The organism is Pseudarthrobacter sp. SL88 (assembly GCF_026672455.1).
Lineage (GTDB): Bacteria > Actinomycetota > Actinomycetes > Actinomycetales > Micrococcaceae > Arthrobacter.
Map to the genome: position 1 here is coordinate 750,443 of NZ_JAPPRD010000001.1, position 22,018 is coordinate 772,460.

A 22,018-nucleotide genomic window follows, 5' to 3' on the forward strand; every position below is an offset into this window, starting at 1 on the left:
CCGCTCCGGGTGCATGTGACGGACTTGTCGGGTCTAGGCGTGTGCGTAGGTGAGGCAGTCTGCGTTGTCCCGGCCCGGGCCCACATGGACCTCGGACGCCTTGCACATCAGGTGATCGTTGTGGACGCATTCGCTGCGCTGGCAGGCTCCGACGTCGGCCAGCACCTTGGGCAGGCCGCCGTGCACGCCGATCTCGATGAACGTGGCGCATTGTGCGTGGTTTTCGTCCCCACCCACGGTGATGGCGGCGGCGTTGCAGTTCGTGTGGTCGTTAAAGGAACAGTTCGTTACGCTGCAGTCCGCGACGTGCGTTGTCATGGAAAGTCCTCCTTGGCCGGCCACCCCGGGCGGGCAGCTCCGTTTGTCCACCGTAGACCCGGGTGGGCCAATCAAAAAGACCCAATTGTCTTGCCTAATTGGCCGCTGACCGCGTTCGTCGCCCAGGGTTGCCCTGGCCGGTGCGCCCTTCCCGCCGGCCGATCCGGGTGCTTATCCTGTACTCCTCGGCGGCAAGCAGCGACCGCCAGCAGATACCCACGGCGTGGCCAACGGGAGGGCTGGCATGGACGGGCAGGACATGGCGATGGACATCGTCCCGAATGACGGCACCGGGAGCTTCAAAAGCAGGACGTTCGGGGTTGAAGAGGAACTGCTGCTGGTGGACCCGGGCAGGGGTGACGCGGTGCCCATGGCCGGCGCCCTGCTGGACCTCTACGTCCGGCCGTTCGAATCCAGTGCCGGGCCGGTACTGACGGCCGAGTTCCAGCAGGAAATGATCGAAGTGGTCACCCCGCCGCACTCCACGCTCGCCGGGCTCCAGGCGGACATCGTGGCGGGGCGGGACATCGCCCGGCAGGCCGCGGAGGATGTGGGCGTCCGGGTGGCCGCCCTGGGCACCTCGCCCTTGCCGAGCGATCCGCACCCGGTGCGGCTGCGCCGGTTCGCCGCCATGGTGGAGGAGTACGGACTCACGGCCCGGGAACAGCTGACCTGCGGAACCCACATCCACGTGTCGGTGGAGTCCGATGAAGAAGCGGTGGGGGTGCTGGACAGGATCCGGAACTGGCTGCCGGTGCTGGTGGCATTGAGCGCCAACTCCCCGTTCTGGCATGGCGAGGACACCGGATACGCCAGTTACCGGTCCCAGGTGTGGAGCCGGTGGCCGTCAGCCGGGCCGCTGGACATCCTGGGTAGCCCGGACGCGTACCACCAGCTGGTGCACGACATGGTGAGCACCGGCGTCGCCATGGATGAAGGCATGATCTACTTCGACGCCCGGCTGTCCCGGCACTATCCCACCGTGGAGGTGCGGATCGCCGACGTCTGCATGATGCCGGAAAACACCGTGCTGCTGGCCGGGATCGTCCGCGGGCTGGTGGAAACGGCTGCCCGCGAATGGAAAGCCGGAACCGACCCCGCGCCCGTGCCCACCGCGCTGCTCCGGCTGGCCGGGTGGAAGGCCAGCCGGTGGGGGCTGCGCGGCGAACTCCTGGATCCGGTGACCAGCAGGCCCGGGCCGGCCCTCGGCGTCGTCAATTCCCTCCTGCACCACATCCGCGCGGCGCTGGAGGACATGGGCGATCTGCAGCGGGTGGAGGCACTGACGGACCAGCTCCTGCACACCGGCACAGGAGCCGTCCGCCAGCTCGAGGTGCTGCACCGGACCGGCGACCTGGAGGACGTGGTGGACGACGCCGCCAACTGCACCGCGGGCTCTGAAATCCAGGGTGCGCAGCGGGGGCTGCCGGGGGATTGACAGCGGCCCCTCCCGGGCGCACGCTGATACCGCTGGGGCCAGCATTGGTGCGGCCTGGACCCCGGCGCGGCTGTTTGGAAATCGCGGCAGGGACCCGTGGCGTTGAACCCCACGGGCGGGCGGCCAACCATCCCGGAGCTGCCCCGGCGCCCCGGACGAACAGTTGAATATGCTCCCTGTCTGGAGAATGAAATGGCCGGAGAAACTGCCACAGCGCTTGAAGCGAAATCCTTTGATGAACCCGACGAGAAGCGCCGTCCCCCGAACACCGTGGTGGATGTGGTGCACGTTGGCGGCACCACCCTGGCCCGGCTCACGTTCGAACGTGGCTGGCGCTGGTCCGAGACTGTCAAGACCGTGGTCCACACGGACAGTTGCCAGGTCAACCACGTAGGCATCTGCACTTCGGGAACACTGACCGTCGAGATGGACGATGGCACGCGGACCACCGTCAGCGGAGGCCATGCCTACGCCATTCCGCCGGGCCATGACGCCTGGGTGGAAGGCGACGAGACCTTCGTGGGCTACGAGATCCTGAGCGCAGCCGCGTACGCCAAGCCCGAGTGAACCGCTTCTGATCCCGCTCACCGGTCTGCCACACATGTTCCGCTGGAAGGAAAACACCGACGCCGGGCTTCGGAAGAAGCCCCGGCGCGGGTGGCGCCGCGCCGGGTTCGCCCTGCTCGCCGTCGTGGGCCTGGTCCTGGCCTCCACGCTGTTGAACCTGTTCCTGGAGTCCCGGGAGCGGGCCACCGTCCAGCCGTACGGGGAGCGGGTGGCGGTGGCCGGAGGCAGCCTGAATGTGGTGCGGAACGGGCAGCAGGGCCAGGCCATCGTGCTCCTCAGCGGGCTGGGAACCCCGGCGCCGGGCCTGGATTTCCAGCCGCTGGTCCGTGAGCTCAACGGCTTCGATGTCACGGTGGTGGAGGGGTTCGGTTATGGCTACAGCGATGCGGAGGCCGGCCCGCGGAGCAACGAGAACATCAGCAACGAACTCCACCAGGCGCTGGCCATGCTGAAGGTTCCACGGCCCTATGTCCTGGCCGGCCACTCGATCGCCGGGTTCTATCTGCTGGACTACGCCAACCGTTACCGCAGCGAAGTGGCGGCTGTGGTGGGCATTGACGCCACTATTCCCAAGCCCGGGGACGGACCCGTCGCGGAGCCGGAGCCGGGCATCAACTGGGCCAGGGCCCTGGCTGCCACCGGCCTGGTGCGGGCCGTGGCAGCGGTGGCCCCCGCCGTCGTGGATCCGGACAGCAGCGCCCTCACCGACGACGAACTGAAGCGCATGCGCATGATGTCGTCCTGGAATTTCGGCAACCCTGCCGTTGCCGATGAGACTGCCCGGATCGCCAACAACGCCGCGGCGCTGCGGGGCGTCACGTACCCCGATGACCTGCCGGTCCTGGCGTTCATCGCCGACGAAGGGGATGACCGGACGGCGGAGAAGGTCTCAGCGGCGGAGACCCTGCTCAGGAACGTGACGCGGCACCAGGTCCTGCCCCTTCAGGGCGGCCACTACCTGCACTGGAAGCAGGCTCCGCGGATGGCCGACGCTATCCGCGGGTTCCTCGGTACGGGCGGATAGTTCACGGGCGGAAAGCCTGCGTTTTAGGCTCAGGCGGCGGGTCAGGTTGCGGGGCCGCGTGCGGGTGCCGCCTGCGTGGCCGCGCTCGGAACCGTAGTCGCGGACGCATGGTGGCGCCGTTCAAGCGCGACGACGTCACGGCCGAAGGAGAACAGGAGCAGCGGGAGTGCCACGGCCGGAGCGGCGGCAGCCAGGGCGGTCGGCATGCCCGGGACCAGGGCCATGACCAAGGCAACAAGCAGGGCCAGCGGCTGGACGGCGCCGATCACCTTGCGCGCCGTGCTGCGCGGCAACGGCTGACGAAGGTGCGGCCGGACAAGCCCGGCCGCCGCCACCACGTAATACATCGCCCCGATGGCCAGCGTCCACGGGCCCACCACCGCCACCGTGGCAACGGACAGGACCAGCACCAGGAAGGCGTCCGTGGCGGAATCGAACCGGGCTCCCGCCTCCGAGGCCGCGGCGGACCCAACCAACAGGCTCAGTTGGCTTTCCGGCGGTAGATGGCCGCCGCAAACCCGTAGGCGACGGCCAGGATGCCCACCAGCCAGGCCAGCGCCGTCCAGATGCCGCTGCCCACCGGTTCCTCGGCGAGGAGCGCGCGGAGGGTGTCCACTATGGAGGTGACCGGCTGGTTTTCGGCGAACCAGGCCACCGGGCCCGGCATGGAGCCTGTGGGCACGAACGCGGAGCTGATGAACGGCAGGAAGATCAGCGGGTAGCTGAAGCCGCTGGCCCCATCCACGGTCTTCGCCAGCAGGCCCGCGATCACCGCAATCCAAGTCAGCGCCAGGGTGAACAGCGCCAGGATCCCGACGACGGCGAGCCACGCCGCCACGGACGCCCCGGACCGGAAGCCCATCACCAGGGCCACGCCCACCACGATCGCCACGGCGGCAAGGTTTGCGGCAAGCGAGGTGAGCACATGGGCCCAGAGGACGCTGGGCCGGGCAATGGGCATGGACCGGAACCGTTCGAAGATTCCGCCCTGCAGGTCCAGGAACAGCCGGTACGCGGTGTAGGCCACGCCGGAGGAAATGGTGATCAGCAGGATGCCGGGCAGCAGGTAGTTGACGTACGGCCCGCCCGTGCCGGTGCTGATGGCCCCGCCGAACACGTAGACGAACAGCAGCATCATGGCCACCGGGGTCACCGCCGTGGTGATGATGGTGTCCGGGCTGCGGAGGATGTGGCGCAGCGACCGGCCGGTGAGCACGCGGGTGTCGCTGAGGATGTGGGTGGTCATCACAGTTCCTTTCCAACGAGGGCCAGGAAGACGTCCTCGAGAGAGGGCTGCTTCTCGACGTATTCCACCGTGGCCGGCGGCAGGAGTTGCTTCAGTTCGGCCAGTGTCCCGTTCCGGATGATGGTGCCCTGGTGCAGGATGGCGATCCGGTCCGCCAGCTGCTCGGCCTCGTCAAGGTACTGCGTGGTGAGCAGCACGGTGGTGCCCTGGCCGGCGAGCTGACGGACGGTCTGCCACACCTCCAGCCGGGCCTGCGGGTCCAACCCGGTGGTGGGTTCGTCGAGGAAGATGACGGGCGGGTTGCCGATCAGGCTCATGGCGATGTCCAGCCGGCGCCGCATGCCGCCGGAGTAGGTGGCGGCCCTGCGGTTTCCGGCCTCGGTGAGGGCAAACCTGGCCAGGAGTTCGTCCGCGATGGCACGTGGTTCGGGCAGGTGGCGCAGCCGGGCCACCAGCACCAGGTTCTCCCGCCCGGTGAGCACCTCGTCCACCGCGGCGAACTGTCCCGTCAGGCTGATGGACCCGCGCACTTCGGCCGGCTCCGCGCCGACGTCGTACCCGTTCACCGTGGCGGTGCCCGCGTCCGCTGCCAGCAGCGTGGACAGGATGCGCACCAGGGTGGTCTTGCCGGCGCCGTTGGAGCCGAGGAGCGCGAAGATGGTCCCGGGCGCCACGTCAAAGTCGACGCCCCGCAGCACGTGGAGGTCCTTGAAGGACTTTTCGATGCCCCGCACCCGGATGGCGGGTTCCGGGCCGGCTGCTGTGGTCATTGCCGGGATTCCTTCCTCTTCGCATCGTCCACGGCCTCGATCAGCCGGGCGCGTTCCTTGTCGATCCAGCGCTTGCCCCCGTACGCCTGGGCGAACGATTCGGCGAACTCCACGGGGTCGCTGCCCACGATGTCGCCCACCGGGGTGCCGTCGACGGCGGCGCGTTCCCAGAGGTCGGCAAGGTCGGAGATCATCTGCACCATGGTGTCGCCCTCGGTGACTCCGCCGTAGTACATGAGGTACCTGTTGAAGGCCGCGGCGGCGGTGAGGTAGGGCTCGGGCAGCGCATCGAGGCGTGCCTTGGCCTGCTTGTACTGCTTCTTCTGCTCGAGCGGTCCGGTGAGTGCTTCGATCCATTTGGCGGCCATGTCAGTTACCTTCCTGGTGGAGCTGTTCGATACGTTCTGCGAGGAAGCTCCACGTCCTCCAGAACTCTGCAAGTTCCTGCGTGCCGGTGCTGTTCAGCGAGTACACCTTGCGCGGCGGGCCCTTCTCGGACGGGACTTTCTCCACGTCCACCAGGCCGCGCTGTTCGATCCGGACCAGCAGCGCGTACACCGTCCCCTCGGCGATGTCCGCGAAGCCCTGGTCCCGCAGCCGCGTGGTGATCTCGTAGCCGTAGGCGGGCCGGGTGGCAAGGATTGCCAGGACGATGCCTTCCAGCGTGCCTTTGAGCATCTCCGTCATCTGTTTGCCCATTGCGCTGCTCCTGCTACTTAGTGTTGCTGACTACCACTACATAGTAACACTGGGTACCGGTGCCGCAAGAGGTATTTCCGGGCCTTTCCGGAGGGCCCTTAGGGAACCGCCGGCCGCACCTTCACGCCGCGCAGCGAGCGGAGAAGGACGACGGCGGTGACGGACCCAGCTGCCATGATGGACGCGAGCACCACCACCTGGAACCGGCCTGCCTCCAGCGGTGAGGCGCCGCCGAAGATGGCGCCCACGAACGCGCCGGGGAGGGTGACCAGGCCGGTGGTTTTGGTCTGGTCCGTGGAGGGGATCAGCGCTGAATGCACGGACTGCCGGGCCTGCGCCAGTGTGGCCACACCGGCGGTGGCACCCAGCGCCAGCCACCCTTCCACCTGGTCCCACTGCTCATTGACGGCCTCGTAGAACCGGCGCCCGGCCAGCACGGCGATGGTCATGCAATTGCCGATCACGATCCCGCCCACCGCCAGCACGTAGCGCGGCGTGAAGTCGATCGCGCCGGTTGCGAACACGACGCCCAGAGTAACCGTGATGCCCAGCGCCATCGTTCCGGCCACCACGGCAAACCGGTGCCAGGACCAGCCCAGCCGGCGCGCCGCCGTCGTGGCCGCCACGCTGAACATGACCAGCAACGCCGCGCCCACCCACAGCGGATCGCTGATGATGCCGCCCAGGATGAGGCTGATGAGCGCCAGTTGGGCGGCGCCCCGGAGGATGGCCACGGCAGGGGCGAGGTACTGCGGCGTCCGGGAGCCCCAGAGGACGCCCACCGTGAGTGCCACCAGGATGGCGAGCGCCGCCAGGGTGGGCAGCAGGTCGGCAAGGTGGGGCATCAGGCCAGCGTATCCCGGGGCTGCGCGGCCGGTCAGGAGCAGGTGAAGGAAATCAGCACCATGCGCTCGAAGGGCTGGTTGCCCGTTTCCCGGCAGCCCGCTTCGGCGAAGGCGGAGAGGTCGGCCGGCGCACCGCCCTGGCCGACGAAGAGCACATTCCCGCGGCGGGCCAGTTCACCGGCCGGGACGGGTGAGTTCACACCCCACAGCGTTCCGGACTCCGCAGGGCTTTCCTCCAGCGAGAGGTCTGCCACGCCGTCGAAGTGTTCCGGATACGCGAGGGCGAGGTCGCGCAGATACGGCTCCCCGAACACGACGGCGGCCGGCCGCGGGAGTGCCCCGTCCAGCATGCCTGCGACGCGGCGCTCGGTGTCGGCAGGTTCGTTCACCACGCTCTTGATGGTCAGCTGGGGAACCAGGCTGCAGAGGACGACGGCGGCCAGCGCCACCGGGCGCAGCCAGGCTTTCCGGACGGGCAACTGGGAGATGCCCAGGCCCACCAGCAGGGCGAAGGCGGGGGCGGTGAAGGTCAGGTACCTGGCCACGTAGACCGGCTGGGCCACCACACTGACCAGCAGGAGCCCCAGGGCCGGGAGGACGATGATGCAGAGGCCCAGGACGATGAGCGTCCGGTTCCGGCCGTGCCGCCGGGATGCCCAGGTACCCCACACCACCAGCCCCACCTCGATCACGCCGAGCACCAGCATGGCCCCGAGGACCCACTGCGGCGGCGCGTTGTTGGTGGGCCTGTCATCGCCGTAGAAGAACTGCTTCACGGCCGCAGTCATGAGGGTCTGGGCGAGGGACCGGTTCTGGATCCAGTCCACCTGTGCCTTCTGCCCCAGGGCGTGGAGGACGAACGGCACTACCGTGGCGCCGGCCAGGGAGGAAGCTATCAGCGTTCCGAGGACCCGCCGCCGCAGGATTACCGCTGCGGCTGCGTGCGCCATCACGGCGAGGACGAAGAACATGAACATCCAGACGCCCACCACCGCGCACAGGCCGTACAGCACCCAGTCGAGGACGCGGTTGGACTCCCAGGCCCGGAGCAGGAGCAGGGTGAGGGCCACGGCCAGCAGTGCCGTGAAGGCCGACTGCCGGGCCTCGGTCCCGGCCCAGACCATGCGGGGTAGGAAGGCCAGGACCAGGCCGGCGGCGATGCCCGTGGTGGGTGAGCCCAGCCTGCGGCCAATGATGGTGGTTCCGGCGCACGCCAGCCCCACGGCCAGGGCCGACGGGATCCGCATGGCGATCTCCGAGAATCCGAATACGGAGGTCCAGAAGTGCATGAAGAGGTAGTACAGCCCGTGCACCGCGTCCACGGACTGTAGGAGCAGCAGCAATTCGCCGGGTGAGCGGCGGGCAGCGGAAATGGTGGCGATCTCGTCGTCCCAGAAGGAGGGGACCCACAGGCCCACGAAGGCGACGCAGAACGCGAGGAGCCCCAGGGCGGCCGGGATCTTCCACTCGCCCTCGCCTGCGCGGGAACCCGCCTCGCGCCGTCGGTCCCTGAATCCAACCGGCGTGCCAGTATGAGCCGCTATCCCTTGAGTTTCCACCCGTTGACCCTACACGGGGCGGCACGGGCAGATTCCCGTCACCCAACTGGGTCGCGGTTGATGTCGTTATCAGGGCTCAAAACGACATCAAATGCGACCCAGTTGGGTTCAGCGGCGGGGCAGGGGGCTTAGCCGGTGATGTCCGTGCTGGTGCTGAGGTCCTTCCACTGCTCCCGCTCGGCCAGCTGGGCGTCGGCCACCATGCCGAAGGCGCCGTACGCGTCAGTGCCCAGGAGCAGCAGGGCCGGCGGGTTCCCGGACTCCGCCACCGTGATGATCGCCTGGGCCGCCTTCACCGGATCGCCGGCCTGGTTGCCGTCCATCGTGTCGTTCTCCTTGCGCCGCTTCCCGGCCGTGTCCGCGTAGGCCCCGATCGGCGTCGCGGACTGGGTGAGCGAGCGGCCGGCGAAGTCGGTGCGGAAGGCGCCAGGTTCCACGGCGGTGACGCTGATGCCCAGCGGCTGCACCTCGTTGCGGAGCGAGCCGGACAGGCCCTCGAGTGCGGCCTTCGTGGCGGAGTAGTAACCGGAGCCGGCCGGGGTGATGCGCGCGCCGATGGAGGAGATGTTGAAGATCGCCCCGGATTTCCGTGCCCGCATCCCGGGCAGGACCGCCTTGATCATGTCCACCGCGCCGAAAAAGTTCGTGTCGAACAAACTCCGGATGTCGCCGTCGTCCGCTTCTTCAACGGCCGCGCGGTACCCGTAACCGGCGTTGTTCACCAGCACGTCCACGCTGCCAAAGCGATCCTCCGCCTGCCGCACCGCCCCGGCCACCTGCGCCATATCCGTGACGTCGAGGGGCAGGACCAGCGAGGTGTCCGGGTGGGCGACCCCGATGTCCTCCACCGAGGCCGCGTTCCGGGCGGTGACGACGGCGTTGTGCCCGGCGGCGAGCACGGCCTGGGCCAGGGCGCGGCCAAGTCCGGTGGAGCATCCTGTGATGAGCCACGTTGCCATGGGGTTTCCTTTCGAAGTGTCTGTCGGGATGGTGGGATCAGGCTTCGGGGATGGGCATCGCAAACCGGTCCAGGCGTGCTTCGTCCGGGTCCGGCCCGCTGCGCACGCCCGTGTCCAGAGCGTCGATCGCGGCGAGCTGGTCCGTGCTCAGCTCGAAGTCGAACACGTCGAAGTTCTCGGCGATGCGCCCCGGATTGGTGGATTTGGGGATGGCGGAGCGGCCCTGCTGCAGGTGCCAGCGGAGCATCACCTGGGCGGGCGACTTGCCGTGGGCCTGCCCGACGGCGGCAATCGCCGGGTCTTCCATGACATTCCGGCGGTGCTCAACGCCCCAGCCGGGGTAGAACGTGATGCCGCCGATGGGCGACCACGCCTGGGTGAGGATCCCGCTGGCCGCATCGGCTGCCTGGACGTCCGGCTGGGCGAAGTAGGGGTGCAGCTCGATCTGGTTCACGGCCGGAACCACTGACGTTTCCGCCAGCAGCTGCTCGAGGTGGTGCGGCATGAAGTTGCTGACGCCGATGGCCCGCACACGCCCGTCCTGAAGCAGGGTCTCCAGGGCTTTGTACGCGGCGATGGTCTTGGTGAACCGGTCCGGCGCGGGCTGGTGCAGGATCAGCAGGTCCAGCTGCTCCACCCCGAGCTTCCCTACGGCCTTGTCCCAGGCGTGCAGCGTCTCGTCGTAACCGTAATCGCTGACCCACACCTTGGTTTCGATAAACACGTCGGAGCGGTCCAGGCCGGAGCGGCGGATGCCTTCGCCCACCTCGCGCTCGTTGCCGTACGCGGCGGCGGTGTCAATGTGCCGGTAGCCGGCCTCGAGGGCGGACTGGACTGCCGCCGTGGTCTGTTCCGGTGGGCTTTGGAAGACGCCAAGGCCCAGGGCGGGCATGGTGACGCCGTTGTTGAGGGTTAGTTCCATGGTCATGCCTTCACGGTATTTCGGTTTCCGCAGTTGTGGGAGGGTGCGCCGGTACCTCCCTTCCACAGGGGGCCTGCGCGTACCGTGGAAGCCATGACACACAGCGACGATGTGCGGAAGTTCCTGACCTCCCGCCGTGCCCGGATCACGCCGGAGGAGGCCGGGCTGCCTGCCTACGGCGGGAACCGGCGGGTGGCGGGGCTGCGCCGCGAGGAGGTGGCGATGCTCGCCGGGATGAGCATCGATTACTACATCCGGCTGGAGCGCGGAAACCTCTCCGGTGCGTCGGACAGCGTGCTGGAAGCCCTGGCGCGGGCGTTGCAGCTGGACGACGCCGAGACGGCCCACCTGTTCGACCTGGCCCGGGCGTCCGCGGCGGCGCCCCGGGTGCGGCGCAAGCGGAGCCCGCAGACGGTACGGCCCAGCGTGCAGCGCATCCTCGATTCCATTACGACGGCGCCCGCCTGGGTCCGCAACGACCGCGGCGACGTCCTGGCCGCCAACGAGCTGGGCCGGGCGCTGTACCAGGACATGATGGCCGCCGGCGATCCGCCCAACAGTGCGCGGTTCACGTTCCTGAACCCGAAAGCGCAGGAGTTCTTCCGCGACTGGGAGCGCACCGCCGACGACATCGTGGCGGTGCTGCGGTCCACTGCAGGGAAGAACCCTTTCGACAAGGACCTCACGGACCTGATCGGCGAGCTCTCCACCCGCAGCGAGGAGTTCCGCACCCGCTGGGCCAAGCACGACGTCAAATATCACCGGACCGGCCGCAAGCGGCTGCACCACTCAGTGGTGGGGGACCTGGACCTGACCTACGAGGCCCTTGAGCTCCCAGCCGATCCCGGCCTGCGGATCAACGTGTACACGGCCGAGCCCGCCTCGCCGTCGGAGGATGCGCTGAAGGTGCTGGCCAGCTGGGCCGCCACGCAGCGGAGCCTGGACGGGGCAGCCCGGCCTTCCCTTGGGGCGCAGGACCAGCTGCGGCCCTGAGCCCATTGGTTCCGGCAGACCGCGTACGACGGCGGGAGGGCAGTTTCGCGGTCACGCCCGGTCAGCGGCCGGTCAGGGCGGGTCAGCTGCGGGCCAGTGCCGTGGTTGGATGGTTGGCATGGGGAAACGGTTGGATGGCGGCGTCTTGATGGTTTTTGCCGTCACTTTGCTGTTCCTTGCGGCGGCGTCCACGTTCTTTGTGTTCGTTTACGGTTTCGATTGGGAGCCAGATGATCGTTCGGTCGCCTACTGGCAAGCGGAGATCCCCACGCGCCAGTGGATCTTGGCTATCGGAGTTGCCGTTCCCGCCGCTTCAATGGCAACCGCGGCCGCGTCGACGTTCGCCCTGCCCCGTCGTCCGGTTCGTATCATTGCCGGCGGACTGGTGGCGGTGCTTGCCCTGGGACTCATGGTCATCAGCTGTATCCTCGGGAACGAGTCCCTTGCCACTGCGCAATACTGGGCCGCGAGGGCATCCGGCAGCTACCCGCGGTGACGGAACTCCGCAAGTGCCGTCCCGCCGTCGTGCTTTCTCAGCGCGAGCCGGGAACTCGTTCGGTCCTGACGGCGTAGACGTTCTTGTGGATCTTCTTGAACCCGCCCTGCTCAAGCTCGGCGGTGTTGTAGCCGTCCGGGACCAGGACAGCGGAAACGATGCCGTTGGACCCGGTCCGCACAATCTCCCGGTCACTGTTGGCGCCGGACGCGCAGCCGCTGGACCACTGATTGGGGTGGTTGTCCGGGACCACTATGACGCACAGGTTTTGGCGGTCAGGGTTCCCGCTGACAAAGTACCGGATGCCGTCGTCGTGCGCGGCGAGCCGGACGCTGTAGCCGGAGCCCTGCTGCGCAGAGACGCCCTCCGGGAGAGTGTCTGCCGCCGTGGCAGGACGGTCCAGGACGGCTAATTCGGCGGGTTTGGGAAGCGGGTTCAGCAGCACCCCAAGGGCCAGGGCCGCGACGATCGCGAGAATGATGAAAAGCGGCACTTTCAGGGTCTTGCCCGCAGTCTGTGACGTGCTCACTGTGTGCGCCCCTGTTCGTGGCGGAGCCGCCTCAAACGCGCCATGTGGAAGGTGATAAGCGCGATGCCCACAGCGATGAATGCGAGGTCCCACCAAGCGAACGCCCCGGTGGCGAGGCGGTAGATGGACGGTGCCATGACCAGAAGGGCCACGAGGCTGGATGCCCAGGCCGAGAACCTGATGTTGACCTGCTCGTCCCGGCTAGTCGCGTGTGCCGGTGGTTTGGTGTCGTCGCTAAAGCGTTCCTGTTCCATGCGTCTGCCCCCTCAGGCGTTGGTTCCCCGAGCCTACCGGACTGGTATCCGGCGGCACTGGGTATTGCCGCCTTCCGGGCAGCGGGGCTACGTTGTGGCGATGGAACGGAAGGCCACACCCGAAGACATTGATGCCATCTGCCGTGGCCTGCCGGAAGTGGAGCTCGGCATCTCCTGGGGTGACCGGCCCACCTACAAGGTGCCGCGCGGACCCAAGGGCCGGGGCTTCGTGCTGTACCGGGCACCGCATAAGACGGCGGTGGACCCGGACACGGGGGAGCAGTACCGGGACCTGCTGGTGATCATGGTTCCGGACGACGCCGCCAAGGCTGCCCTGGTGGAGGACGATTCCCTGCCGTTCTTCACCGTCCCGCACTTCAACGGGTACAACGCCGTCCTGGTGCAGGAATCCCGCCTCGGAGAGATCGCCCGGGACGAACTGGCGGAGATCCTCGTGGAAGCCTGGGCCACCCGGGCGCCGAAGAAGCTGTCCGCGGAGTTCTTCGCCGGCCAATAACCGGTTGTGGCGTGCATTCCCGCCCGGTTACCTGGGGGACCCGGGCTAGGAATCCCTGACACGCCGTCGTCGAGGGCGTGTCGAAAGGGGTGGGGAGCCACTAACTGGGCAGGGGTGCACGACGGCGGCCGGCACCGTTCCGCGCGCCCGGCACCGGAGCGGAAAATTGCGGTGCCAACGGGCCGGCTGAGTGGCACTATCGAGGCATGACCAAGTACCTGATTTCCTTTCCGGGCAAGGGCCAAGCCATGAACCTCACTGAAGAGGAGTTCCCCATCGTGGTGGCGGAGTCCCACGCGGTGATCGAGGAGGCCAAGGCCGCCGGCGTCTACGTCTTCGGCGGCGGGATCGCCGAGGATGTGGCTCCGGTGCTGGTGCAGGCCGACGGCTCCGCGGGCACGGATATCTACCCGGGCTCGGACATCACCGGCGGGTTCACCGTGCTGGAGGTGCCCACCCGGGCTGAGGCGAAGCAGTGGGCGGCAAAAATTGCGGCCGCATGCCGTTGCGCCCAGGAGTTGCGCGAGTTCATGTACGACCCCGCCAGCTGACAGGCAGTCCCCGCTGCCCACATAAATTTTCGACCCCCACATTTGTCAGCGCCCCGGGTATATCGCGTGCGCCGTCAATATGAGCGCGCGTTGGGGGGAGAGGCGCCACGAGTGAGCGCGCGTCGGAGGGGGAGCCGCCACAAGTGAGCGCGCGTCCGGGAGAGGCCTAGGCTTGACGGCCCCAAACGCTTCCGCATATCCTGAACGAACGGTCGGTAAATAAATCCGCGCCGTCCCGGAAGGTCATTGCATAGGAGCAACCATGGCAGCGCAGAACCTGCAGTCAGTGCCCGCTGAGCCCACAGCCGATCAGGCCCAGGCCCAGGCGGCCCAGCAAGAAGCGGACACAGCCGGCCAGGCCCACTTCGACCGCGTCATCGCCGAAGATTCACGCATTGAGCCCAAGGACTGGATGCCGGCCGCCTACCGCAAGACGCTGCTGCGCCAGGTGTCCCAGCACGCCCACTCCGAGATCATCGGCATGCAGCCGGAAGCCAACTGGATCTCACGGGCCCCCAGCCTGAAGCGCAAGTCCATCCTGATGGCCAAGGTCCAGGACGAGGCCGGCCACGGGCTCTACCTCTACAGCGCCGCCGAAACCCTGGGCCAGAGCCGCGACAAGATGATGGACGACCTCATCGCCGGCAAGGCCCGCTACTCCAGCATCTTCAACTACCCCGCACTCACCTGGGCGGACATGGGCGCCATCGGCTGGCTGGTGGACGGCGCAGCCATCTGCAACCAGGTCCCGCTGTGCCGCGCCTCCTACGGCCCCTACGGCCGCGCCATGGTCCGCATCTGCAAGGAAGAGTCCTTCCACCAGCGCCAGGGCTTCGAGATCCTCCTGGAGCTCTCCAACGGAACGCCGGCGCAGAAGCAGATGGCGCAGGACGCCGTGAACCGCTGGTACGCCCCGGCGCTGATGATGTTCGGCCCGCCGGATGACGATTCGCCCAACTCCAAGCAGTCCATGGCCTGGAACATCAAGCGGTTCAGCAATGACGAGCTCCGCAGCCGCTTCGTGGGCATGATGGTGGAGCAGGTCCGGGTCCTGGGCCTCACCCTCCCGGACGACCAGGTCCGCTTCAACGAGGACACCAAAAAGTGGGAGCACGGCCCGCTGGACTGGCACGAGTTCCAGGAAGTGCTCGCCGGCCGCGGTCCCTGCAACGCCCAGCGGTTGGAACGCAGGCGGGAAGCGCACGACGACGGCGCCTGGGTTCGCGAGGCAGCGGCGGCGTATGCGGCCAAGCAGGTTAACAAGCAGAAGGAATACGCAGCATGAGCCCCCACGGCAACCCGGAAGCCCCCGCAAGCGGCGCCGCAGAGATCAACCGCGAAGCCCCGAAGGTTTCGCCGGTGGTTGAGCCTCGCGAGGTTTCGACAAGCTCAACCACCGACGGTCGGCCGGTTTCGACAAGCTCAACCACCGAAACCCACGACAGAAGCGCCTGGGGCCTCTGGGAGGTCTTCGTCCGGTCCAGCCGCGGCCTGAGCCACGTGCACGCCGGCTCCCTGCACGCCCCGGACGCCGCCATGGCCCTCCGCAACGCACGCGATCTCTACACCCGCCGCAACGAGGGCGTCTCCATCTGGGTTGTCCCGGCCGACGCCATCGCCGCCAGTGATCCGGACTCCAAGGGCTCCTTCTTCGAGTCCCCGCAGGGCAAGGACTACCGGCACGCCACGTACTACACCAAGAGCGAAGGGGTAAAGCACCTGTGAGCACCCCCGACACCACCACCGGCCACGGCGACATCTCCACCGGTGTGGCCGGCGGCGATTCCAACGCCTCCGCCACCAGGATCACTCCCGGCAACGCCCTCCGCCCGGAGGACATCGCCCTCGAGGTCAAAACCGGCCTGGCCAAGCCCACCGAGGACGTGGCGGAATACGCGCTGCGGATCGGTGATGACGCCCTGATCCTCGCGCAGCGCCTGGGCCACTGGATCTCCCGCGCCCCGGAACTGGAAGAGGACATCGCCCTGGGCAACATCGCCCTGGACCAGCTGGGCCACGCCCGCAGCTTCCTCACCTACGCCGGCGGCGCCATCACCAAAGAGGACGGCTCACCAACAACAGAGGATGACCTGGCCTACTTCCGCCGCGAGCACGAGTTCCGCTCCGTCCAGCTGTTCGAGCAGCCCAACGGTGACTTCGCGGCCACCATCGCCCGGCAGTTCGTGGTGAGCTACTACCAGTTCGAGCTGTACCGCCGCCTCACCGAATCCACGGACGCCACCCTGGCAGCCATCGCCGCCAAGGCCGTGAAGGAAGTGGATTACCACCGGGACCACAGTGCCCAGTGGGTCCTGCGCCTGGCCGGCGGCACCGAGGAGTCCCGCAAGCGGATGATCCACGGCCTGCGCACCATGTGGCCGTACGTTGCCGAACTGTTCCGCGATGACGAACTGACCGAAAGGCTCGCCCAGGCGGGCGCCGCCGTCGCGCCTTCCAGCCTGAAAGAGGACTTTGACCGCCTCATCGGCGAGGTCCTGGCAGAAGCCGAGCTGGAGGTGCCGGACGTTCCGGCGGCCCCCGGCGGCGGCCGCGAGGGCCGGCACTCGGAGCACCTGGGCTACCTTCTGGCCGAGATGCAGGTGCTTGCGCGCGAACATCCCGGGGCGAGCTGGTGACCGTGTACATTTCGGACTTCGAAACCCGGACCCGCACCCCGCGGCAGAACGCGTGGGACATCGCCGCCACGGTGTGCGATCCGGAGATCCCCGTGCTCACCATCGAGGACCTGGGGATCCTGCGGGACGTACAGGTGACGGGTAACAAAGTCACCGTCACCATCACGCCCACGTACTCGGGCTGCCCGGCCATGGACGCCATCCGGGACGATATAATAACAGCGTTCGCCAAAGAGGGCTACGGGGACGTCACGGTGGACCTGGTGCTCGCCCCGGCCTGGACCACTGACTGGATGACCGAGGCCGGCAAGGCCAAGCTGCGGGAGTACGGCATCGCCCCGCCCACTGGCAAAAGCGATGCGGCGCGGCATGCGGGGCCCATCCGGCTGCAGATGGCCGTGAAGTGCCCGCAGTGCTCCAGCCTGCACACCAAGGAACTCACCCGCTTCGGTTCCACGTCCTGCAAGGCGCTGTATGTGTGCCAGGACTGCAAGGAACCGTTCGACTACTTCAAAGTCCTCTAAGGAACCGCCATGACTGTTGTCCGCCAGACCGCCGCCGAGGAGGCGCAGGCCACCGGCCGCCGTCGTCCGTCCTTCCACACCCTTGCGGTGAAGGAGGTGCGCCGGCTCACCGAGGACGCCATCGAGGTTTCCTTCCACGTGCCCGCGGAGCTCGCCGGCAAGTTCGACTACCTGCCCGGCCAGTACGTGGCCCTGCGCACCACGCTGCCGGACGCCGACGGCGAGCCGCACGAGGTGCGCCGCAGCTACTCCATCTGCGCGGAGCCGCGCAGCTTCGAGGACGGCAGCAGCGAGATCCGCGTGGCTGTGAAGAAGGACCTGGGCGGGCTGTTCTCCACGTGGGCCAACGCCGAGCTGAAGGCGGGGGACACCCTGGACGTGATGAGCCCCATGGGCGCGTTCGTGTCCAAGCACGGCCGGGACGGGGTGGCCGTGGAGCAGAACGTCATGAACTCCATGAACCGTCCGCAGGACATGGCAACCGAGCTGGCGGGCGAGGCCGGCAGCTTCGTGGCCATCGCCGCGGGCTCCGGCATCACCCCGGTGATCGCGATCGCCCGGACGCTGCTGGCCGCCAACCCGGAGACCCGGTTCGACCTGATCTACGCCAACAAGGCCGCCATGGACGTGATGTTCCTGGAGGAGCTGGCGGACCTGAAGGACAGGTACCCGCAGCGGCTGGCCATCCACCACGTGCTGAGCCGTGAGCAGCGGATCGCGCCGCTGCTCTCCGGCCGGATCGATGCCGAGAAACTCCAGGCGCTGCTGGGCACCGCCATCCACGCGGACGATGTGGACGAGTGGTTCCTGTGCGGGCCGTTCGAGCTGGTGCAGCTGTGCCGGGACACCCTGGCGGAGCGCGGCGTGAAGCCGGAGAACGTCCGGTTCGAGCTGTTCACATCCGGCAAGCCGGACCGCCCGGAGGGGAACGCCGGACGTCCCGTGGTGGTGGACGAGTCCAAGGAGACGTACAAGATCACGTTCAAGCTCGACGGCCTGCAGGGCGAAGTGGCCAGCCCCACCCATGCGCGCGAATCGATCCTGAACGCGGCGCTGCGGGTGCGGCCGGATGTGCCGTTCGCGTGTGCCGGGGGAGTGTGCGGCACATGCCGGGCCAAGGTGGTCACCGGCACCGTGACCATGGACGAGAACTACGCGCTGGAGCAGGATGAGCTGGACAGGGGCTACGTGCTGACCTGCCAGAGCCACCCCACCAGCAAGGAAGTCACCGTCGACTTCGACGTGTAGGTATTTTTTAGCTTCAACGGAGGAGTTCCATGATTTCCCTTTCCATCAGCAACGGCATCGCCGAAATTGTCCTCAACGCCCCGCACAAGCTGAACTCGCTGGACGAGCAGGCGCTCCAGGATTTAACCCAGGCGTACGACGACGCTGCTGCCGCCGCCTCACGCGGTGAGGTGCGGGCGCTGCTGCTGCGGGGAGAGGGCCGCGCCTTCTGCGCGGGCCGGGACATTGCCGGGGTCACGCCGGAGAGCGACGACGCCGCCGCGTACCTGGGCGGGCTGGTGGAGCCGCTGCTGAAAAAGATGGCGGCATTCCCGGCTCCGACGTTTGCCGCTGCCCAGGGTGCCTGCCTGGGGGTGGGGCTGGGGCTGCTGCTGGCCACGGACGTGGTGTACGTGGCGGAGAACGCGAAGTTCGGTTCGCCGTTCGCCAAGCTGGGGGCCACGCTGGATTCTGGCGGGCACTGGTACTTCACGGAGCGGCTGGGCATGCACCGGACGCTGGACCTGATCTACACGGCAGACCTGATCTCCGGTGCGGAGGCGGTGGCACAGGGAATGTTCAGCCGCGCCATGCCGGCCGACTCGCTGCTGGAGTCCACGCGGGAGATCGTCGAGCGGGTGGCTGCCGGAGCCACGGGCGCTTTCGTGGCGTCGAAGGAGCTGGTGGCGCACATCCGCGACCAGCGCCTGGGCCTGTGGGCGTCCATGCAGGAGGAGAACCAGGAGCAGGCCCGCCTCTGCAAGACCGACGACTACGCCGAGGGCTTCCTGGCGTTCCAGGAGAAGCGGGAGCCGACGTTCACCGGCCGGTGAGCGAGGCTTAGCGGCGAATTGATGGCCCTGTGGGTACCTCCCACGGGGCCATTGTCATGCCCAGAACGGATGGCGGGCTAAAGAGTGATGCAGACAACAGAATAGGGCGGTGGTGATGTTTCCGCAGGTCAGGGCCTGGTTGAAAGCTCAAGAAAATGAGGAGAACTTGGTACAACCTTGACTCAATGCCGGGGCGAAAGTTGAGAGGCCCTTTGAAGAATGAATGTGCGGCCCAATGGGGGGCCTCACAACATTCGAGGAGACCTCCATGCAGTCAGCCCTGCTCCCAGCCCCAACAGACACCGCCGGTATTTCCGGCAATGACGCCAGCCGGGAACCCATCCTGGCCCCCACCGAGGCACGCGGTACGCCTAGCCGCCAGGGGCTCCTGCGGGTAGTGGTCCTGGTCCCGGCCTACAACGAGGCCGGCTCCATCGGGGCCACCCTGGACGGCTTGATGCTGCAGTCCCGCCCCGCGGATCTGGTGGTGGTGGTGCCCAACGGGTGCACCGATGGCACCGCGGAGGAGGCCCGGAAGTATCCGGTCACGGTGATGGAGTTGCCCCGGCTGGAGCACCGCAAGTCCGAGGCCCTGAACCGCGCGTGGGCGCAGTACGCCTACGACGCCGACGTGCTGGTCTGCCTGGACGCTGACACGGTGCTGCCGTCCAACGCCCTTGAGGCCTGGGAGCGGGAGTTCGCGGGGCGCCGGTCGGCACGGCTGGGCGGGTCGTCGTCGAAATTCACCATGCAGGACCCCGGCTTCCTGAGCCGGCTGCAAAAAGCCGAGTTCGCCACCTGGACGGACACCGCGCTCCGGCGCCGGGAAACGAGCGTCCTCGCGGGAACAGGCTGCGCCATCAACAATGCCGTCCTGCGGGAGATCGCCGCCCGGGATGACCGCGAAGGCCCCTGGGTCTACACCTCCCAGGTGGAGGACTTCGAGCTGACGTACCGCATCCGGGAACTTGGCTACATCTGCCAGGTCTCCCCGGACGTCCGCGCCTACACGGACTCGATGAAGACCATCAAGGCGCTGTGGGGTCAGCGGATGAAATGGCAGGTGGGCACCGTGGAGGACCTGCTGGACCTGGGAATCAACAGGCTGACCCTGCGCGACTGGGGCCAGCAGGCCATGGGACTGCTGGGCGTGTTCCTGAAGGCCCTGTGGATCGCCGTCATGGTCCTCTCGCTCGCACTGGGCGTCTTCAAGTTCATCCTGTTCTGGTGGCTGGTGCCCGTGCTCTTCGTGGCACTCGACATTAAACGCGCCCTGCGGATACCCCACCGTGATTGGAAGGACATTGTGCTGGCCGCAGCCTTCTTCCCCCAGGAACTGTTCATGTGGCTGCGCTCGGGCTGGTTCCTGGCCTCCTGGTGCGCAGTCCTGAAAACCAAGATCACCCGGCAGCGAATCGACCGCTGGGAAGCCCAATACACAGCAGAGGATATCTAGAAACCATGTACGGAATGAATGCAACCCTTCCCGCCTCCGGAGCAGCAGCCCTGGCCTACACCGGCTTAAACGTTGGCTCATCGTTGCTGACCGCCCTGGGCGTCTTGCTCATCGGGGTGGCCATGCTCTCGCTGCTGCGCAAGAACAGCAAAGCCAGGCCCTGATGCACAGGCTGCCGGCCCGGCCGGAATCTTCGGCCGGGCCGGCGGCATGCTCAGCAGGCAACCCGTCAGGAGGTGCGGCGTGCCAGGAGTGCGTTCTTGAAGGCAGTGGCCGAGGCTGCGCTGCTGTTGATCCTCCAGTCAGCTTCTTTTTGAATGTGGAACCAGACGAACCCCATGACGTCCGGCTGCGCGGCCAGGTAGGAGATCAGCTGCGTGTTCCAGGCGGCCTTGTCTCCGCCGGCTTCGCTGGACGCGGTTTCGGCGATCAGGATGGGGAGGTCCGGAGCCAGGGCCCGAAGCTCGGCGATGCCGGGTGCGAACAGGTCCTGCGGGGAGATCCAGCCGCTCCAGGACGCGGACGTGCCCCAGTTGTAGCCATCCAGGGCCACGATGTCCACGTAGCCGGCGCCCGGGTAGAGCCCGGCGAGGCTGGTGGATCCCCAGTAGGGGACGTTGGGGCTCCACACCCAGGACACGTTGGTGGCTCCCTGGGCCTCGACGACGTCGTGGACGTGCCGCCAGGCCTGGGCGTAGTCGCCGGGCTGATTGCCGTTGACGCTTTCAGCCCAGGGGTACCAGTCGCCGTTCATTTCGTGGGCGAAGCGCAGCTGGACCGGGTAACCCCACGCGGCAAGTGCCTGCCCCCATTGGGCGATGTGCGCGTCGAAGTCGCCGGCGGCGATCCTGTCCAGGCTGTAGGCGGGCTGGCTGACGCCACCGCCCCAGGCCCACGGCTCCCAGGTCACCAGCGGCACGGCGCCGCGCGCACGGACGGCGTTCATTTCGGTGATGGGGGCGGGCTGGAGGAAGTCCTTGTAGAACAGCACGCTGGACGGTGCTTCGCCGGCCAGGGAAGCCACCTCGTCGAGTTCAGCGGTGGCCAGCGGTCCGCCGTTGGTGGCAGTTCCGAAACGGAGCTTTGCAGTGCTGACCGCCGGTACTGCCGGCGGCGCGGGTGCGGGGACCGTCACTGTGAACGCGGCGGAGGCCTGCACGGAGGACGTCTTGGCTGTCACCGTGACTTTGCCCGTGGCGGTTGCCGGGATGGAGGCGGCTGCACTGAATGCGCCGGCCGCCGTGGTTTTCAGGGGGAACGTGGTGGATCCGATAATCACGGTTCCGGTGGCGGAGGCTTTGAAGCCGCTCCCGGTCACCGTGACGGCGGAGCCGGCCGGACCGCTGGCAGGGCTCAGGGAAATCTGGCCCGCGGCGGCCTGCGCTGCGGCGGGCTGCACCACGGTGAGTGCAAGGGCCAGGCCAAGGGCGGCGGCCACCGCCGCAAGGGGTTTCTTGAAGGTATTGAACACGGCGATCGATCCCCAGAATCGTTATGGCAGCAACGCTTGCTGACGGTCCATATGTGCCGGATAGCACACGCTGATCGTAAAGGCGGTGCGCTCATATTGATCGGATCTTGCGCTAATCCTGCCCAAAAACTTAGCAAGGACCCGAAGATGCAGCATCCAGCGGCGAGACAATGTCCTGCTGCGA

Annotated in this window: 28 protein-coding genes; 15 read left to right on the forward strand and 13 right to left on the reverse strand. The window is 67.6% G+C overall.

From position 1 onward, the window contains the following. Positions 1–33: 33 nt before the first annotated feature. Positions 34–318 carry a DUF1540 domain-containing protein gene (locus tag OVA06_RS03380; protein WP_056076081.1) on the reverse strand — a complete coding sequence of 95 codons (285 nt, stop codon included), beginning with the start codon at positions 316–318 and terminating at the stop codon, positions 34–36. Positions 319–562: 244 nt separating this feature from the next. On the opposite strand from OVA06_RS03380, the gene OVA06_RS03385 reads away from it, so the two are divergent. The 3 genes from OVA06_RS03385 (at position 563) to OVA06_RS03395 (ending at position 3,347) form a co-directional block, all read left to right on the forward strand. Continuing rightward, positions 563–1,756 (forward strand): carboxylate-amine ligase, encoded by a 1,194-nt coding sequence (locus OVA06_RS03385; RefSeq protein WP_235501359.1) that lies wholly within the window; start codon positions 563–565, stop codon positions 1,754–1,756. 192 nt (positions 1,757–1,948) lie between these two features. Then, the gene (locus OVA06_RS03390) at positions 1,949–2,323 is read left to right on the forward strand and encodes a cupin domain-containing protein (RefSeq protein ID WP_268156304.1); all 375 of its coding nucleotides are present in this window, start codon (positions 1,949–1,951) and stop codon (positions 2,321–2,323) included. A 34-nt stretch (positions 2,324–2,357) separates the two neighbouring features. Beyond that, the gene (locus OVA06_RS03395; protein WP_268156306.1) at positions 2,358–3,347 is read left to right on the forward strand and encodes an alpha/beta fold hydrolase; all 990 of its coding nucleotides are present in this window, start codon (positions 2,358–2,360) and stop codon (positions 3,345–3,347) included. Between the two features lie 41 nt (positions 3,348–3,388). Here OVA06_RS03395 and OVA06_RS03400 read toward each other — a convergent pair whose 3' ends face one another. The 9 genes from OVA06_RS03400 to OVA06_RS03440 all read right to left on the reverse strand — a co-directional run bounded on the left by OVA06_RS03400 (position 3,389) and on the right by OVA06_RS03440 (position 10,347). Then, a complete protein-coding gene (locus tag OVA06_RS03400) occupies positions 3,389–3,823 on the reverse strand; it encodes a hypothetical protein (RefSeq protein ID WP_268156308.1) in 435 nt (144 codons plus the stop codon). 5 nt (positions 3,824–3,828) lie between these two features. Further along, a complete protein-coding gene (locus OVA06_RS03405; protein WP_268156310.1) occupies positions 3,829–4,593 on the reverse strand; it encodes an ABC transporter permease in 765 nt (254 codons plus the stop codon). Beyond that, positions 4,593–5,363 carry an ABC transporter ATP-binding protein gene (locus OVA06_RS03410; protein ID WP_268156312.1) on the reverse strand — a complete coding sequence of 257 codons (771 nt, stop codon included), beginning with the start codon at positions 5,361–5,363 and terminating at the stop codon, positions 4,593–4,595. The genes OVA06_RS03405 and OVA06_RS03410 overlap by 1 nt, the downstream gene beginning before the upstream one ends. Next, complete coding sequence (locus tag OVA06_RS03415; protein ID WP_268156314.1) at positions 5,360–5,731, reverse strand: DUF1048 domain-containing protein; 372 nt, start codon at positions 5,729–5,731, stop codon at positions 5,360–5,362. Before OVA06_RS03415 ends, OVA06_RS03410 begins: the two co-directional genes overlap by 4 nt. Position 5,732: 1 nt before the next feature. Continuing rightward, positions 5,733–6,062, reverse strand: coding sequence for a PadR family transcriptional regulator (locus tag OVA06_RS03420; RefSeq protein ID WP_056076055.1), 330 nt, complete (start codon positions 6,060–6,062; stop codon positions 5,733–5,735). 98 nt (positions 6,063–6,160) lie between these two features. Beyond that, positions 6,161–6,907: an ABC transporter permease gene (locus OVA06_RS03425; protein ID WP_268156317.1), complete on the reverse strand. Its 747-nt coding sequence runs from the start codon at positions 6,905–6,907 to the stop codon at positions 6,161–6,163. Positions 6,908–6,939: 32 nt separating this feature from the next. After that, a complete protein-coding gene (locus OVA06_RS03430) occupies positions 6,940–8,466 on the reverse strand; it encodes a glycosyltransferase family 39 protein (RefSeq protein WP_268156319.1) in 1,527 nt (508 codons plus the stop codon). Positions 8,467–8,594: 128 nt separating this feature from the next. Next, entirely contained in the window at positions 8,595–9,425 is an 831-nt protein-coding gene (locus OVA06_RS03435; protein ID WP_268156321.1) for an oxidoreductase, read from the reverse strand. Positions 9,426–9,462: 37 nt separating this feature from the next. Next, positions 9,463–10,347, reverse strand: coding sequence for an aldo/keto reductase (locus OVA06_RS03440; RefSeq protein ID WP_268160614.1), 885 nt, complete (start codon positions 10,345–10,347; stop codon positions 9,463–9,465). Positions 10,348–10,440: 93 nt separating this feature from the next. Here OVA06_RS03440 and OVA06_RS03445 point away from each other — a divergent pair, with 93 nt between their 5' ends. Together OVA06_RS03445 and OVA06_RS03450 are read left to right on the forward strand one after the other, a co-directional pair. Next, a complete protein-coding gene (locus OVA06_RS03445) occupies positions 10,441–11,340 on the forward strand; it encodes a helix-turn-helix transcriptional regulator (protein ID WP_268156323.1) in 900 nt (299 codons plus the stop codon). Positions 11,341–11,458: 118 nt separating this feature from the next. Beyond that, positions 11,459–11,836, forward strand: a complete 378-nt coding sequence (locus tag OVA06_RS03450; RefSeq protein ID WP_268156325.1) for a hypothetical protein — start codon at positions 11,459–11,461, stop codon at positions 11,834–11,836. A gap of 37 nt (positions 11,837–11,873) precedes the next feature. Here the strand turns inward: OVA06_RS03450 and OVA06_RS03455 are convergent, their stop codons facing one another. Both OVA06_RS03455 and OVA06_RS03460 read right to left on the reverse strand, forming a co-directional pair. Further along, positions 11,874–12,365 carry a hypothetical protein gene (locus tag OVA06_RS03455; protein WP_268156327.1) on the reverse strand — a complete coding sequence of 164 codons (492 nt, stop codon included), beginning with the start codon at positions 12,363–12,365 and terminating at the stop codon, positions 11,874–11,876. Next, on the reverse strand, positions 12,362–12,619 hold the full coding sequence (locus tag OVA06_RS03460; RefSeq protein WP_268156329.1) for a hypothetical protein: 258 nt from the start codon (positions 12,617–12,619) through the stop codon (positions 12,362–12,364). The genes OVA06_RS03455 and OVA06_RS03460 overlap by 4 nt, the downstream gene beginning before the upstream one ends. Before the next feature lie 100 nt (positions 12,620–12,719). Here OVA06_RS03460 and OVA06_RS03465 point away from each other — a divergent pair, with 100 nt between their 5' ends. The 10 genes from OVA06_RS03465 (at position 12,720) to OVA06_RS03510 (ending at position 20,527) form a co-directional block, all read left to right on the forward strand. Continuing rightward, complete coding sequence (locus OVA06_RS03465; RefSeq protein WP_268156331.1) at positions 12,720–13,136, forward strand: MmcQ/YjbR family DNA-binding protein; 417 nt, start codon at positions 12,720–12,722, stop codon at positions 13,134–13,136. A gap of 206 nt (positions 13,137–13,342) precedes the next feature. Beyond that, positions 13,343–13,687 (forward strand): YciI family protein, encoded by a 345-nt coding sequence (locus OVA06_RS03470; protein WP_268156333.1) that lies wholly within the window; start codon positions 13,343–13,345, stop codon positions 13,685–13,687. Positions 13,688–13,949: 262 nt separating this feature from the next. After that, positions 13,950–14,972, forward strand: a complete 1,023-nt coding sequence (gene paaA, locus OVA06_RS03475) for a 1,2-phenylacetyl-CoA epoxidase subunit PaaA (protein WP_268156335.1) — start codon at positions 13,950–13,952, stop codon at positions 14,970–14,972. Continuing rightward, positions 14,969–15,412 (forward strand): 1,2-phenylacetyl-CoA epoxidase subunit PaaB, encoded by a 444-nt coding sequence (gene paaB, locus OVA06_RS03480; protein ID WP_268156337.1) that lies wholly within the window; start codon positions 14,969–14,971, stop codon positions 15,410–15,412. Before paaA ends, paaB begins: the two co-directional genes overlap by 4 nt. Then, positions 15,409–16,323, forward strand: a complete 915-nt coding sequence (paaC, locus tag OVA06_RS03485; protein ID WP_268156339.1) for a 1,2-phenylacetyl-CoA epoxidase subunit PaaC — start codon at positions 15,409–15,411, stop codon at positions 16,321–16,323. Before paaB ends, paaC begins: the two co-directional genes overlap by 4 nt. A 2-nt stretch (positions 16,324–16,325) precedes the next feature. After that, positions 16,326–16,847, forward strand: a complete 522-nt coding sequence (paaD, locus tag OVA06_RS03490; RefSeq protein WP_442793571.1) for a 1,2-phenylacetyl-CoA epoxidase subunit PaaD — start codon at positions 16,326–16,328, stop codon at positions 16,845–16,847. 9 nt (positions 16,848–16,856) lie between these two features. After that, positions 16,857–18,095, forward strand: a complete 1,239-nt coding sequence (gene paaE / locus OVA06_RS03495; protein ID WP_268156341.1) for a 1,2-phenylacetyl-CoA epoxidase subunit PaaE — start codon at positions 16,857–16,859, stop codon at positions 18,093–18,095. A 29-nt stretch (positions 18,096–18,124) separates the two neighbouring features. Then, the gene (locus tag OVA06_RS03500) at positions 18,125–18,907 is read left to right on the forward strand and encodes an enoyl-CoA hydratase/isomerase family protein (RefSeq protein ID WP_268156343.1); all 783 of its coding nucleotides are present in this window, start codon (positions 18,125–18,127) and stop codon (positions 18,905–18,907) included. A 268-nt stretch (positions 18,908–19,175) separates the two neighbouring features. Next, on the forward strand, positions 19,176–20,363 hold the full coding sequence (locus OVA06_RS03505) for a glycosyltransferase (RefSeq protein WP_268156345.1): 1,188 nt from the start codon (positions 19,176–19,178) through the stop codon (positions 20,361–20,363). A gap of 5 nt (positions 20,364–20,368) precedes the next feature. After that, positions 20,369–20,527, forward strand: coding sequence for an LPXTG cell wall anchor domain-containing protein (locus tag OVA06_RS03510; protein ID WP_268156347.1), 159 nt, complete (start codon positions 20,369–20,371; stop codon positions 20,525–20,527). Positions 20,528–20,592: 65 nt separating this feature from the next. Here OVA06_RS03510 and OVA06_RS03515 read toward each other — a convergent pair whose 3' ends face one another. After that, complete coding sequence (locus tag OVA06_RS03515; protein ID WP_268156349.1) at positions 20,593–21,834, reverse strand: glycosyl hydrolase; 1,242 nt, start codon at positions 21,832–21,834, stop codon at positions 20,593–20,595. Between the last annotated feature and the right edge of the window lie 184 nt (positions 21,835–22,018).